Consider the following 12,941-nt stretch of genomic DNA (forward strand, 5'->3'; position numbering starts at 1 on the left):
AAGACGCGTTACAAGGCCAACATCATCTCACGATGGGGAATGCCTGCATCCATGAACACATCGCCATGGGCCACGAAGCCGAGCCGCTCGTAAAAAGCGAGGGCATGAAGTTGGGCGCTCAGCACCGCCTGGGTGTGGCCAGCGTCGCGGGCCGCGTGAATAGCCGCCTGCATGAGCTGATAGCCAATGCCTGTGCCGCGGGCGCGGCTCAGTACCGCCACTCGACCAATATGGCCGTCGGGCAGGAGGCGAGCGGTGCCGACCGGTTCCCCTTGCAGCATCGCGAGAAAATGCAGGCATGCCGAGTCAAGGCCATCCCACTCCTCCTCTTGAGGCACCTGCTGTTCATCGATGAAGACGACTCGGCGAATCAGCGAGGCGGGTTCCCCCAGCGATTCCCAGTCGCCGCTTGTCACGGTGACCGTTCCTACCATGGGTTACTCCTCGTCGTCGCCTTCACCCATGAAACCCAGGCTGCCGCTATTGATCAGCTGGGTAATCAGGGCCGCGGCGCCGTCGATATCCAGCACGTCCGCGTACATCGGTGTGGCGTCGGCAAGGCGTTTGGCGAGGGGTTCTGAGCAGGCGTGCCCATCGCCATCGACGAACAGCGTGGTGCCAGAAGCATCGCTACGCCAGGCAAAACGAGACCCTGGCATGTGGAAGAGCGGTTCGCCGTCTTGTAGTTGAGCAACAAGGTCGGCTTCGCTCATTGGCGTTTCGAGGGGCACGACTTGATCGATATATTTGGGCTGCGTCATCACTCTGCCAAACCACTGGGCTACCTGTTCGGGGTTGTCCAGCGTCTTCAGAATGAATTGACGCATGCGCTCGACAGCGGCATCGTCCAGCTCGCCCACTTCCTCGGTTGGTGTCATACCGGCATCGCTGTAACGCTGGGAATCCGACATCTGCTCGCCGACGTAATCGGCATACGACGTGATCGCTTCGTCTGCCGAAGGGGCGCGGAAGCCGACCGAGATGGTCATGCAGTCGTCGGTTTGGCTGACGCCATGGTGGGCCCAGCCGGGGGGAAGGTAGAGCATGTCGCCGGGTGCCAGGATCCAGTCCGAATCCGCTTCGATGTCGAACGTCTCGAGAATGCGCAGGTCGATGCCCTGAATGATCGGCGCGTTGTCCGGCTGCTTGCCGCCCAGCTGCCAGCGGCGGTGGCCGCTAGCCTGCAGGAGGAAGACGTCGTACTGGTCGATATGCGGACCGACACTGCCACCGGGGGGCGCGTAGCTCACCATGATGTCGTCCAGACGCCAGCGGGGCAGGAAATCGAACTCGTCCATCAGCGCAGCAATGGAAGGCACGTAGTGGTCGACTGCCTGCACCAAAAGGCTCCAGTGACCCTCAGGCAAACGCTCGAAGGTGGCGTCATCGAACGGCCCGTGTGATACCTGCCAAGGGCCGTCGGGACCCTTCTCCTCGACCAGTCGCGCTTCGACGCCGGGCTCGCAGGCAAGGCCTGCCAACTCATCGGGGTCGATGGGACTGACGAAATCGGGGATAGCGCCACGAATCAGCAGTGGCTTCTGCTGCCAGTAGTTGGCCAAGAAGTCTGCAGGCGTTAAATCGCCCAGCAGGGTGAGTGGCTTATCGTGATGACTCATGGCGTTATCCTAGTTCAAGTGAGCGCTACGTCAGTGTCGCAGGGCGTCGTTTAGAGTGCAGCAAGCCGCTGGTTGAGTGCTTCGGCCTGGGCCTTCGCATTACCAATATAGCTGGCTGGCGAGAGGGCTTTCAGCTCTTGTTTTACCTCGTCGGGCAGCGCGAGGGTATCGATGAAGGCGGCGAAGCCCGCTTGGTCGATCCGCTTGCCCCGGGTCAGTTCTTTGAGCTTCTCGTAAGGCTTTTCGATGCCGTAGCGACGCATGACGGTCTGGATCGGCTCGGCCAGCACTTCCCAGCTGTTGTCCAGATCTTCTGCGAGGCGTTCGGGGTTGGCTTCCAGTTTGCTGATGCCTTTTAGGCTAGCGTGGTAACCAATCAGGGCATAGGCCAGGCCAACGCCCAGGTTGCGCAGCACGGTGGAGTCGGTCAGGTCGCGCTGCCAGCGGGAGATCGGCAGTTTTTGCGCCAGGTGACTCATGACTGCGTTGGCGAGTCCCAGGTTGCCCTCGGAGTTTTCGAAGTCGATGGGGTTGACCTTGTGCGGCATGGTAGACGAGCCAATTTCGCCTTCTACGGTGCGCTGTTTGAAGTAACCCAGCGAGATGTAACCCCATACGTCGCGGTCAAAGTCGATCAAAATGGTGTTGAAGCGGCAAATCGCATCGAAGAGCTCGGCAATGTAGTCGTGGGGTTCGATCTGTGTGGTGTAGGGGTTGAAGCTTAAGCCCAGGCCTTCCACAAAGGTGCGCGCGTTGGCTTCCCAGTCGATGTCCGGGTAGGTGGTCAGGTGAGCGTTATAGTTGCCTACCGCACCGTTGATTTTACCCAGAATCTCCACGCTTTCGATCTGCTTGAGCTGGCGCTTCAGGCGGTACGCCACGTTGGCCATCTCTTTGCCAAGCGTAGTGGGGCTAGCGGTTTGGCCGTGGGTGCGCGACAGCATTGGCTGGCCTGCGTGAGCAATGGCCAGTTTGGCAATTTCGTCGGCGACTTCGTGCATCGTCGGCAGCATAGCTTTTAGGCCGTCTGCTAGCATCACGCCGTAGGAGAGGTTGTTGATGTCTTCACTGGTGCAGGCGAAGTGGATGAACTCGGTGACCGCGTTCAGCTCGGCCTGGCCTGCAATCTTCTCTTTCAAGAAGTACTCGACCGCTTTGACGTCGTGGTTGGTGGTACGCTCGATCTCTTTGATGCGCTCGGCGTCGTCTACGGAGAAATCGCGAATCAACTGCTCTAGAAACGCGGTGGCTTCTGCGGAGAGCGGCGGGACTTCGACAATCTGGCCGTGCTCAGCAAGGCGCTGCAGCCAGCGCACTTCCACAATCACGCGTGCACGGATCAGGCCGAATTCGCTGAAGTGTTCACGTAGCGCGGCGGCTTTGGCGCCGTAGCGGCCGTCAACGGGAGAGAGAGCGGTCAGAGCAGAGAGTTGCATGGCTTGGTTTCCAGAGTGGTCAAAGTCGGAGGTCGAATGTGAGGTGGCAAGGCGGCTAACTGAAGCCATCCAGGGCTCGGCGTAGCGCCTTGCGTTGGAAGACCAGCTTCCAGCGGCGCCCGCCCTGCTGATGCCACAGCAGGGCAAAGCGAATGCCCGCCATCAAGCAGGCGCGTACCCGCTCGGGCATCATGCGGGTTTGCAGCAGTGAGGGGTCACCCTGCACCACGATGCGCGTTTTAAACGTCGAAATGGTCTCTTGGTAGGCTTCGCCAAGGCTGGCAATGACGTTTTCGTGGGTCGTGCCAAAATGCTCCGCCTGCCCTTGGACATGGGCGAGCTTTTGGCCCAACAGGTCCATCATTCGTCGGTCGGTGCGCAGCTTGTTCATCAACAAAAGCAGCGAGAAACCGTAGCGAAGCACGACTGGATTGGCTTGTTTGCGGCCTACCAATGCCTCCAGTGTCTCCAGCCCGCGGCGCAGATTGTTGGGGTGGCCGCCGTAGATGGCTTCAAAGCTTTCGGGATTGGTATCGACCGTCGCGTTGATCAGCGTTTCCCAGGCGCGGGTATCGACCTGCCCGGTGCGGGCCAGCTCATCCACTAAACTGGCAGCTTGAAATACCCCCGCCAGCGCGAGGGCTTGTCGCGCGGCGGGTGTGTCGGGCGCACGGTGTATCGGGGTGGCGCTCATGCGGCGGCCTCCGTAACCTTCCAGGTGGCGCGGATAACGCCGCCGCCTAAGCAGATGTCGTTATCGTACAGCACCAGCGACTGGCCGGGCGTGACCGCCCACTGTGGATCGTCGAACACGATTTCCACACTGCCGTCCGGCTGGGCAGTCATCTCGCAGGGGCAGTCGCTTTGGCGGTAGCGGGTCTTGGCAGTGAAACGGCCTTGCTGAACCGGCGGCTTGCCAGCGACCCAGTCCATGGGCTCGGTGGCTAGGGCGTCGGTGTATAGCAAAGGGTGATGCTTGCCCTGCACCACGATCAATACGTTACGGTCGAGGTCTTTTGCCGCCACGTACCAAGGCTCTTCGGAGTAGTTAGCCAAACCGCCGATGCCTAACCCTTGGCGTTGGCCTAGGGTGTAGTACATCAAGCCCATGTGCTGGCCGATCACATCGCCCTCGGGGGTCTCGATGGTACCTGGCTGAGCCGGTAGGTACTGCTGTAGGAAGTCGCGGAAACGACGCTCACCGATGAAACAGATACCGGTGGAGTCCTTTTTCTTCGCTGTGACGAGGTCGTGCTGCTCGGCCAGCGCGCGTACTTCCGGCTTTTCCAGTTCGCCCACTGGGAACAGCGTGCGGGCAATGGCCGCTTCCGGTACGGCGTGCAGGAAGTAGCTTTGGTCTTTGTTGCCGTCCAGGCCTTTCAACAGGCGAGGGTGACCGTCGCGGATGCCTTGGCGCACGTAGTGACCGGTGGCGATTTTATCGGCACCCAGCATCTCGGCATACTCCAAGAAGACCTTGAACTTGATCTCCCGGTTGCAAAGGATATCCGGGTTTGGCGTACGGCCCGCCTTGTACTCCGCTAGAAAATGCTCGAAAACGTTGTCCCAATATTCGGCGGCGAAGTTGGCGGTATGAAGCTTGATGCCCAGCTTGGCGCACACGGCTTCCGCGTCGGCCAAATCCTCTTTGGCCGTGCAGTATTCGGTGCCGTCGTCTTCATCCCAGTTTTTCATAAACAGGCCTTCGACGTCGTACCCCTGCTGGAGCAGAAGGAGCGCCGATACGGAGGAGTCGACGCCGCCCGACATGCCGACGATGACCTTGCCGGTGGCAGCGCTGCGGGTGTCTGACGCGTCCTGGGTGGCTGTGCCATGGGTGGATGTCATGAGCATCCTCGGTTGAAGTGGTGTGCAATTGGGCGGCGATTATACACGATGGGGGCTCGATGCTTCGAGTGCTTCACTCCTTGATCACGCCAAGCGGGTAGCGGTGGCCGTTTAGCGCGTCGTCGATACGTTGGAGAACCAGCGGGCTTCGCAGCCGTCGGGCGCCGTCCAACATGGCAATCTCCTCTCGTGTCAGCCAGTGGGTCGCGACGATGGCCGGGTCGATAGCTGAGCTAAGGCGCTGGTTGGGCAAGGCAACGAAACCGTGACTATGGAAGGTCGTACCGGTCGGCGTGTGAAAGACGTACAGCCCCAGATAGCCGGTCAAGGTGATCTTCCAAGCGGTCTCTTCCATGACTTCACGGTGAACGGCGGCCACTGGGCCTTCCCCACGTTCGACGTGTCCGGCAGGCTGATTGAACAGCGTGTGTGGGCCACCCTTATCCTCTTCCACCATCAGAAAGCGCCCCTGCTGCTCAATCACGCAGGCAACGGTGCTGTGAATGATGGGGCGGGCAACGTCCGTTTGGGCGACGCGGCTCATTTGCGTCCCCCTTTTGGTGTTGCGTTTCTCTTCGTGCCGCGCTTGGCGCTCTTGTCAGCGCCTTTGCGGGTGTTGAGTGGCTGTTGTTGCCTATTGCGGGGCTTGGTCGCGTGGGTCGGCCGTGGAGCATGTAGCGTCTCTTTGCGCCACTCCCCGGGAGCGAGATCACCCAATTGCCAGGGGCCAATCGCGGCACGTATCAGGCGCAGCGTGGGAAAGCCAACGTGGGCGGTCATGCGGCGAACTTGGCGATTGCGCCCCTCGCTAATGGTGAGTTCCAGCCAGCTGGTCACCGGATGGCGTTTGGGGTCGATGGCTGGATCGCGCTCAGCCACATTAGGGAGCGACATACGCCGAGCTTTGGCAGGCAGGGTAGGGCCATCTTTTAAGGTAACGCCTGAGGCGAGTGCACGAATGGCTTCGTCGGTAATGTCGCCTTCGAGCTGTACCCAATAGGTTTTCGGCTGTTTATGACGTGGATGGGCGATACGGTGGATCAGACTGCCGTCATCACTCAGTAATAAAAGCCCCTCGGAGTCGAAGTCGAGGCGTCCGGCCGCGTAAACGCCCGGCGCATCGAGAACGTCGGCCAGGGTGGCTCGGCCTTGGCTGTCAGTAAACTGGGAAAGCATGCGGTAGGGTTTATGCAGTAAATATAGGGTGCTCATCGTCTCACGAACGGTCTCAAGATCTAGAGGTGGAGGATTTGTCGACAATCGCTCATGCGGTTAAAGTGCAGCGCTGGTATAATCTGGCGCAGCTGTTTGAGATGACCCGGCAGCACAACGATGCTCACCGTATCATCCGTCGTCATCGTTACCGCAGTAACCACCGAGTGACCATAGGGGCAGCGCATACAGGATGCTCCAAACGCTTCGCGGCAAGGCCTATCGTCGTATGAGCCGCGTAGCTCAGGATTTTTTATAATCACAGCGACCGAAAAGAGGTTAACGCAAAAATGTCTAAAACGCCGAAGATCATTTATACGCTCACCGATGAAGCTCCTGCGCTCGCTACCTATTCCTTGTTACCCATTATTGATGCCTTTACCGACTCTGCCGGTGTCGAAGTAGAGACCCGCGATATCTCGCTTGCCGCCCGTGTGCTGGCACAATTTCCCGATCTTCTGAACGATCAGCAGCGCGTCAGCGATGACCTGGCGGAATTGGGCGAGCTGGCGAAGACGCCCGAAGCCAACATCATCAAACTGCCCAATATCAGCGCCTCCGGCCCGCAGCTCAAAGCAACCATCAAAGAGCTGCAAAGCCAGGGCTACCCGCTGCCGGACTACCCGGAAGAGCCGAAAAACGACGAAGAAGCCTCCATCAAAGCGCGTTACGACAAAGCCAAGGGCAGTGCAGTAAACCCGGTGCTGCGTGAAGGCAACTCCGACCGCCGTGCGCCGAAATCGGTCAAGAACTACGCGCGTAAATACCCGCACCGCATGGGCGAGTGGAGCGCTGACTCCAAGTCCCACGTGGCGCATATGAGCGACGGTGACTTTTACGGCAGCGAGCAGTCGGCAGTAATGGAAAAAGCTGGCACGCTGAAGATCGAGCTGCAGCAAGCGGATGGCACCCAGGTGGTGCTGAAAGAAGGGCTCGCGGTTCAGGCTGGTGAAGTGATCGATGCGGCTTGCATGAGCAGCCGTCGTCTGCGTCGCTTCATCGACAGCCAAATCAACGATGCCAAAGAGAGCGGCGTGCTGTTCTCGCTGCACCTGAAAGCCACCATGATGAAAGTCTCCGACCCGATCATGTTTGGCATCGTGGTCGAGGAGTTCTACAAAGAGGTGCTGGAGAAGCACGCTGACGCACTGAAGAGCGCGGGCTTCAACGCCAACAGCGGTATCGGCGACCTGTACAGCGCCATCGAGAAGCTGCCCAGCGACCAGCAAGAAGCCATCAAAGGCGATGTCGAGGCGCTGTATCAAACACGCCCGGCCATGGCGATGGTGAACTCCCATAAGGGCATCACCAACCTGCACGTGCCCAGTGACGTGATCATCGACGCCTCCATGCCAGCGATGATTCGTGACTCCGGCAAGATGTGGAACGCCAACGACGAGCTGCAGGATGCCAAAGCCGTCATCCCAGATCGTTGCTATGCCACTATTTATCAAGCGGTGATCGACGATTGCAAACAGCACGGTGCGTTCGATCCGACCACCATGGGCAGCGTGCCCAACGTGGGTCTGATGGCGCAGAAGGCCGAAGAGTACGGCTCTCACGACAAGACGTTCCAAATGCCCGCCGACGGTACCGTCGTAGTGACCGATGACTCGGGCAACACGGTATTTAGCCATGCAGTAGAAGCGGGCGATATCTGGCGTATGTGTCAGACCAAAGATGCTCCGATTCAGGATTGGGTGAAGCTGGCCGTGACTCGCGCCCGCGACAGCGGTGCACCGGCGCTGTTCTGGCTGGATGCCAACCGTGCCCACGACGCCCAACTGATCAAGAAGGTCGAAACGTACCTGAAAGATCACGACACCGCTGGCCTGGATATCCGTATCCTCGCACCGGTCGACGCGATGAAAGTCTCCCTGGAGCGTATTCGCAAGGGGGAAGACACCATCTCCGTCACCGGTAACGTGCTGCGTGACTACCTCACCGATCTGTTCCCGATCATGGAGCTGGGCACCAGCGCCAAGATGCTCTCTATCGTTCCGCTGATGAACGGCGGTGGTCTGTTCGAAACGGGCGCTGGCGGCTCTGCACCGAAGCACGTTCAGCAGTTCCTGGAAGAGAACCATCTGCGCTGGGATTCACTGGGTGAGTTCCTGGCACTGGCTGCATCGCTCGAACACCTAGGTAGCACTTTTGGCAACGCCCGCGCCACGCTGCTGGCCAAGGCGTTGGACGAAGCCAACGGCAAATTCCTCGACAGCAACAAGTCGCCGTCGCGTAAAGTCGGCGAGCTGGACAACCGTGGCAGCCACTTCTATCTGGCCCTCTACTGGGCAGAGGCGCTGGCAGCGCAGGACCAGGATGCTGAAATGAAGACCCTGTTCGCCCGCCTAGCCGAAGTCCTGAAAGCCAACGAGACGGCCATCGTGGACGAGCTCAACAGCGTTCAGGGACAGGCGGTCGATATCCAAGGCTACTTCCACCCGAACGGTGAGCTGGCTAGCCAAGCCATGCGTCCGAGCAAGACGCTGAACGATGCGCTGGCGATGGTCGCCAAGGGCTAAGTCGCCCCACGTTTAGCTACGCGCTATGCGCGGCTCGACCCCCTGCCTGCTTTGCGGGCAGGGGTTTTTTGTTTAGCCCAGTGTGATAATTTTGAGTTTTTCATGAACCCTTGTTGATGGCGCGCGTCTTATACAGCAGGTTATAGTGTGTACAACTGAACCACGCGTCTAGCGTCTTCAGACGACCTGCGTGTCAGACATCGCCCGTCAGCCGAGAGAAGATGATCCTTGCTGCTTATGCGTACTACAGAAAGCCCCCTCGTGGCGGCCACGTTACAGGCAGGCATGACGCGCCCTGGCATGCCCGAGCATGATGATGACTTGGCAGTACAGTCTGCCGAGCCCGCGTTGGCGCAGCCGCCGCTTTACAAAGTGGTCTTGCATAACGACGACTACACCCCCATGGAGTTCGTCGTTGAAGTACTGCAAGGCTTTTTCAATATGGACAGTGAAAAAGCTGTGCAGGTCATGCTGGCCGTACACACTCAGGGAAAAGCCACGTGCGGCATTTTTACCCGGGATATTGCTGAAACCAAGAGTTATCAAGTGAATGAGTATGCCCGTGAGTGCGAGCACCCGTTGATGAGCGATATCGAAGCGGCGGACTGACCGAATCGATGTGAGCTGCGTTGAAAAAAAGTAGTGAAGGGGCTTGCAACCACGCCATTTGTACCCGATGTTGAAAGTGCCGGTCGATTAAACTGATCCGACGCAAGCCCTAGGTGGCGATATGCCCTAGGTAGTAGCGAAAAGGGGACTGCCATGCTGAGCAAAGAACTTGAACTGACCCTGAACACGGCCTTCACCGTGGCTCGCTCAAAGCGCCACGAATTCATGACCGTTGAGCACCTGCTTCTGGCGCTGCTGGACAATGCTTCTGCGGTGGATGTGCTGAAGGCGTGCGGGGCAAACCTCGACAAGCTGCGGTCCGATCTGCAGGATTTCATTAACTCGACCACACCGCTGATCCCCGAGGGTCAGGGTGATCGTGAAACACAGCCGACGCTGGGCTTCCAACGCGTGCTTCAGCGTGCGGTGTTCCATGTGCAATCGTCAGGTAAGAGCGAAGTCACTGGCGCTAACGTCTTAGTGGCGATTTTCTCTGAGCAAGAGAGTCAAGCGGTCTATTTCCTGAAGCAGCAGAGTGTGGCGCGGGTCGATGCGGTGAACTACATCGCCCACGGCATCTCGAAAGTCTCCGGTCATGGCCCGTCGCCGTCTCCCTCGTCTCAAGAGAACGACGATGCGGAAGAGGGCAGCGCCGAAGGGGCTGCGCATCCGCTCACCGGCTATGCTACCAACCTCAACGAGCAGGCGCGCCAAGGTAAAATCGACCCGCTGATTGGTCGTGATCACGAGCTCGAGCGGGTGGTGCAGATTTTGGCCCGTCGCCGTAAAAACAATCCGCTGCTCGTGGGTGAGGCCGGTGTCGGTAAAACCGCCATCGCCGAAGGATTGGCCAAGCGCATCGTCGAAGAAGACGTGCCGGAAGTCATCGCCGATGCAGTCGTCTACTCCCTCGATATGGGTGCACTGCTGGCGGGCACCAAGTACCGCGGCGACTTCGAGAAGCGTCTCAAGAGCCTGTTGAGCGAGCTGCGCAAGCAGCCCAATGCCGTCCTGTTCATCGATGAGATTCACACGGTGATTGGTGCAGGCGCTGCCTCGGGTGGCGTGATGGATGCGTCCAATCTGCTGAAACCGCTGCTCTCCTCAGGCGAGCTGCGCTGCATAGGTTCGACCACGTTCCAGGAGTTTCGCGGTATCTTCGAAAAAGATCGTGCCCTGGCGCGCCGTTTCCAAAAGGTCGACGTGTTGGCACCGTCCGTGGAAGACACCATCAAGATTCTCAAAGGGCTACGTTCGCGCTTCGAGGAGCACCACGAACTGAAGTACACCGATGGCGCTCTGGAAAGTGCGGCGCGTCTGGCAGATCGCTACATCAATGACCGTTTCTTGCCTGACAAAGCGATCGATGTGATTGACGAAGCGGGCGCGCATCAGCGGATGCTGCCTCCAGAAGTGCGTGCAAACACGATCGACGTGGAGCAGGTGGAAGCCGTCGTGGCCTCTATCGCGCGGATTCCGCCGAAGAGTGTTTCTAGCTCGGATCGTAAGCAGCTCGAGAAGTTGGACCGCGATCTGAAAATGCTGGTGTTTGGACAGGATGAAGCCATCGACTCACTGTCGGCGGCCATCAAGCTCTCGCGCGCAGGGCTGAAGTCTCCTGATAAGCCGGTCGGCAGCTTCCTGTTTGCTGGCCCGACTGGGGTGGGTAAAACGGAAGTGGCCAAGCAGCTGGCGCATATCATGGGCATCGAGTTGGTGCGCTTCGATATGTCGGAGTACATGGAGCGTCACACCGTATCGCGGTTGATCGGTGCTCCTCCTGGCTATGTAGGGTACGATCAAGGCGGTCTGCTGACCGAAGCGATCACCAAGCAGCCTCACTGCGTATTGCTTCTTGATGAGATCGAAAAAGCGCACCCAGAGGTCTTCAACCTGTTGCTGCAGGTCATGGACCATGGGCGTCTGACGGATAACAACGGCCGCGAGGCAGACTTCCGCCACGTAATTCTGATCATGACCTCGAACGCCGGGGCCGAGCAGGCGTCGCGTCGCTCCATCGGCTTCCAGAGCCAGGATCATTCGACGGATGCGATGGAAGTGATTCGTCGGACATTCTCGCCCGAATTCCGCAACCGCTTGGACGGTATTATCCAGTTCCATGCCTTGCCCACCACGGTGGTGCGCAACGTCGTCGACAAGTTCCTTATCGAGCTACAGGCGCAGCTGGACGAGAAGCGCGTACAGCTGGACGTAGACGACACCGCGCGGGATTGGCTGGCAGAGAAAGGTTATGACCCGGATATGGGTGCAAGGCCGATGGCTCGCTTGATCCAAGAGAAGCTCAAGAAGCCACTTGCAGAAATGATTCTGTTCGGGGAGCTGGCCGAGCACGGCGGTATCGTGCATGTCAGCTTGGAAGAGGGAGAGCTTCGCCTCTCGACGGAGTCGGAGATGGCAGATGCGCCCTGAAAAGGGCGCTAAGATGACCGACAAGCAGTAACGCACAGCGCCCTGTCTTCGACGGGGCGTTGTCGTTTCCAGGGAGCGGCGCCGTAATTACGCGGTACGAATAGCCGTGGGGCGTGTCTGCGAGCAGACGTTGCTTGAGGGCACTAGCAAGGCTTAGCGCGAGCGGTAAACGATACGGCCTTTGGACAGATCGTAGGGCGTCAACTCTACCTTGACCTTGTCGCCAGTCAGAATGCGGATGTAGTTTTTACGCATTTTGCCAGAGATGTGAGCCGTCACGACATGGCCGTTTTCCAGCTCAACCCGGAACATGGTGTTGGGAAGGGTATCAACAATAACGCCTTCCATTTCAATATGATCTTCGCGTGCCATATAGGCAGATCCTCACTTATTTTACATCGTGGATAGTCGAATGAGTGTTTCCGACGGCGTCGACACAAACCAGCACGCCTAAGAAACAGCGCTATATTGTGCCGTAAGCCTGCCGTCAAGGCAAAAAAGCTGGCCAGATTAGCGCATCAACGGTCGCCAATGACGCCCGTCCAGCAGCTCGATAGGCGAAAACGCCTGCTTGTAACGCATCTTGCGGCACTCTTCGATCCAGTAACCGAGATAAAGATGCGACAACCGTTTCTCTTGGCACAGCTCGATCAGCTTTAAAATCGCCAAGGTGCCAAAGGAGCGCCTCTCCAGGGCTTCGTCCACTTTGAAAAACGTATAAATGGCCGATAGCCCGTGCTCGAGCTGATCGAAGGCTGCCACCGCTACCAACTCGCCTTCCAGGTACATTTCCAGCAGATGCGCGTACGGCTCTTCTAGTGTCAAGAACGTTCGATATTGATCGCGGCTAGGCGGAAACATGTCGCCGTCGGCGTGTCGCTGTCGAATGTAGTCGGCGTAGAGGGCATAGTGCGCTGCATCGAAACGCGCTGGGATGACGCGGGTCTTGATATCGGCGTTGCGCCGCCAGACTTTTCGCTGGGTGCGATTGGCGCGGAAGTCATTGACCGGAATCCGCACCGATCGACAAGCGTTGCATCCCTCGCAGTGGGGGCGGTATAAGTGGCGTCCGCTGCGTCGAAAGCCCAGTAGCGACAACGAATCGTATACCCCAGGCACTGGCGACTCCTGAGGGTCGAGAAACAGCGTGGTTGCCTCTTTGCCTGGCAGATAGCTGCAGGCGTGAGGAACGGTTAGGAAGAAGCGCAAATCCCGCACGGGGCGGCGAGGAGCGTTACTACTCACGGCTTGCCTCCTTGGTC

Annotated in this window: 12 protein-coding genes; 3 read left to right on the plus strand and 9 right to left on the minus strand. The window is 58.7% G+C overall.

Features of this window, described 5'->3' with window-relative positions; genetic code table 11:
- Positions 1–8: 8 nt before the first annotated feature.
- The 7 genes from AB6K10_RS08555 to AB6K10_RS08585 form a co-directional block, all read right to left on the minus strand.
- Positions 9–434: a GNAT family N-acetyltransferase gene (locus AB6K10_RS08555; protein WP_159341567.1), complete on the minus strand. Its 426-nt coding sequence runs from the start codon at positions 432–434 to the stop codon at positions 9–11.
- A 3-nt stretch (positions 435–437) separates the two neighbouring features.
- A complete protein-coding gene (locus tag AB6K10_RS08560) occupies positions 438–1,619 on the minus strand; it encodes a cupin domain-containing protein (RefSeq protein WP_339118440.1) in 1,182 nt (393 codons plus the stop codon).
- A gap of 50 nt (positions 1,620–1,669) precedes the next feature.
- Complete coding sequence (gene purB, locus AB6K10_RS08565) at positions 1,670–3,055, minus strand: adenylosuccinate lyase (RefSeq protein ID WP_159341569.1); 1,386 nt, start codon at positions 3,053–3,055, stop codon at positions 1,670–1,672.
- Between the two features lie 55 nt (positions 3,056–3,110).
- Complete coding sequence (gene hflD / locus AB6K10_RS08570; RefSeq protein ID WP_159341570.1) at positions 3,111–3,749, minus strand: high frequency lysogenization protein HflD; 639 nt, start codon at positions 3,747–3,749, stop codon at positions 3,111–3,113.
- Positions 3,746–4,903, minus strand: coding sequence for a tRNA 2-thiouridine(34) synthase MnmA (gene mnmA, locus AB6K10_RS08575; RefSeq protein WP_159341571.1), 1,158 nt, complete (start codon positions 4,901–4,903; stop codon positions 3,746–3,748). The genes hflD and mnmA overlap by 4 nt, the downstream gene beginning before the upstream one ends.
- A 73-nt stretch (positions 4,904–4,976) precedes the next feature.
- Positions 4,977–5,447: an NUDIX hydrolase gene (locus tag AB6K10_RS08580; RefSeq protein WP_339118441.1), complete on the minus strand. Its 471-nt coding sequence runs from the start codon at positions 5,445–5,447 to the stop codon at positions 4,977–4,979.
- Positions 5,444–6,115 carry a pseudouridine synthase gene (locus tag AB6K10_RS08585; protein WP_339118442.1) on the minus strand — a complete coding sequence of 224 codons (672 nt, stop codon included), beginning with the start codon at positions 6,113–6,115 and terminating at the stop codon, positions 5,444–5,446. Before AB6K10_RS08585 ends, AB6K10_RS08580 begins: the two co-directional genes overlap by 4 nt.
- Positions 6,116–6,405: 290 nt before the next feature.
- Here AB6K10_RS08585 and AB6K10_RS08590 point away from each other — a divergent pair, with 290 nt between their 5' ends.
- The 3 genes from AB6K10_RS08590 (at position 6,406) to clpA (ending at position 11,679) form a co-directional block, all read left to right on the plus strand.
- Positions 6,406–8,640: an NADP-dependent isocitrate dehydrogenase gene (locus AB6K10_RS08590; RefSeq protein ID WP_339118443.1), complete on the plus strand. Its 2,235-nt coding sequence runs from the start codon at positions 6,406–6,408 to the stop codon at positions 8,638–8,640.
- Positions 8,641–8,940: 300 nt separating this feature from the next.
- Positions 8,941–9,249 carry an ATP-dependent Clp protease adapter ClpS gene (clpS, locus tag AB6K10_RS08595; RefSeq protein WP_044627932.1) on the plus strand — a complete coding sequence of 103 codons (309 nt, stop codon included), beginning with the start codon at positions 8,941–8,943 and terminating at the stop codon, positions 9,247–9,249.
- A 153-nt stretch (positions 9,250–9,402) separates the two neighbouring features.
- Complete coding sequence (gene clpA, locus AB6K10_RS08600) at positions 9,403–11,679, plus strand: ATP-dependent Clp protease ATP-binding subunit ClpA (RefSeq protein ID WP_159341575.1); 2,277 nt, start codon at positions 9,403–9,405, stop codon at positions 11,677–11,679.
- 153 nt (positions 11,680–11,832) lie between these two features.
- Here clpA and infA read toward each other — a convergent pair whose 3' ends face one another.
- A complete protein-coding gene (gene infA / locus AB6K10_RS08605; protein ID WP_007111068.1) occupies positions 11,833–12,051 on the minus strand; it encodes a translation initiation factor IF-1 in 219 nt (72 codons plus the stop codon).
- Positions 12,052–12,189: 138 nt separating this feature from the next.
- Positions 12,190–12,924 carry an arginyltransferase gene (locus AB6K10_RS08610; RefSeq protein WP_339118444.1) on the minus strand — a complete coding sequence of 245 codons (735 nt, stop codon included), beginning with the start codon at positions 12,922–12,924 and terminating at the stop codon, positions 12,190–12,192.
- Positions 12,925–12,941: the final 17 nt, after the last annotated feature.

Origin of the sequence: Halomonas sp. BMC6 (genome assembly GCF_964204995.1) — a bacterium.
Taxonomy (GTDB): Bacteria; Pseudomonadota; Gammaproteobacteria; order Pseudomonadales; family Halomonadaceae; genus Vreelandella.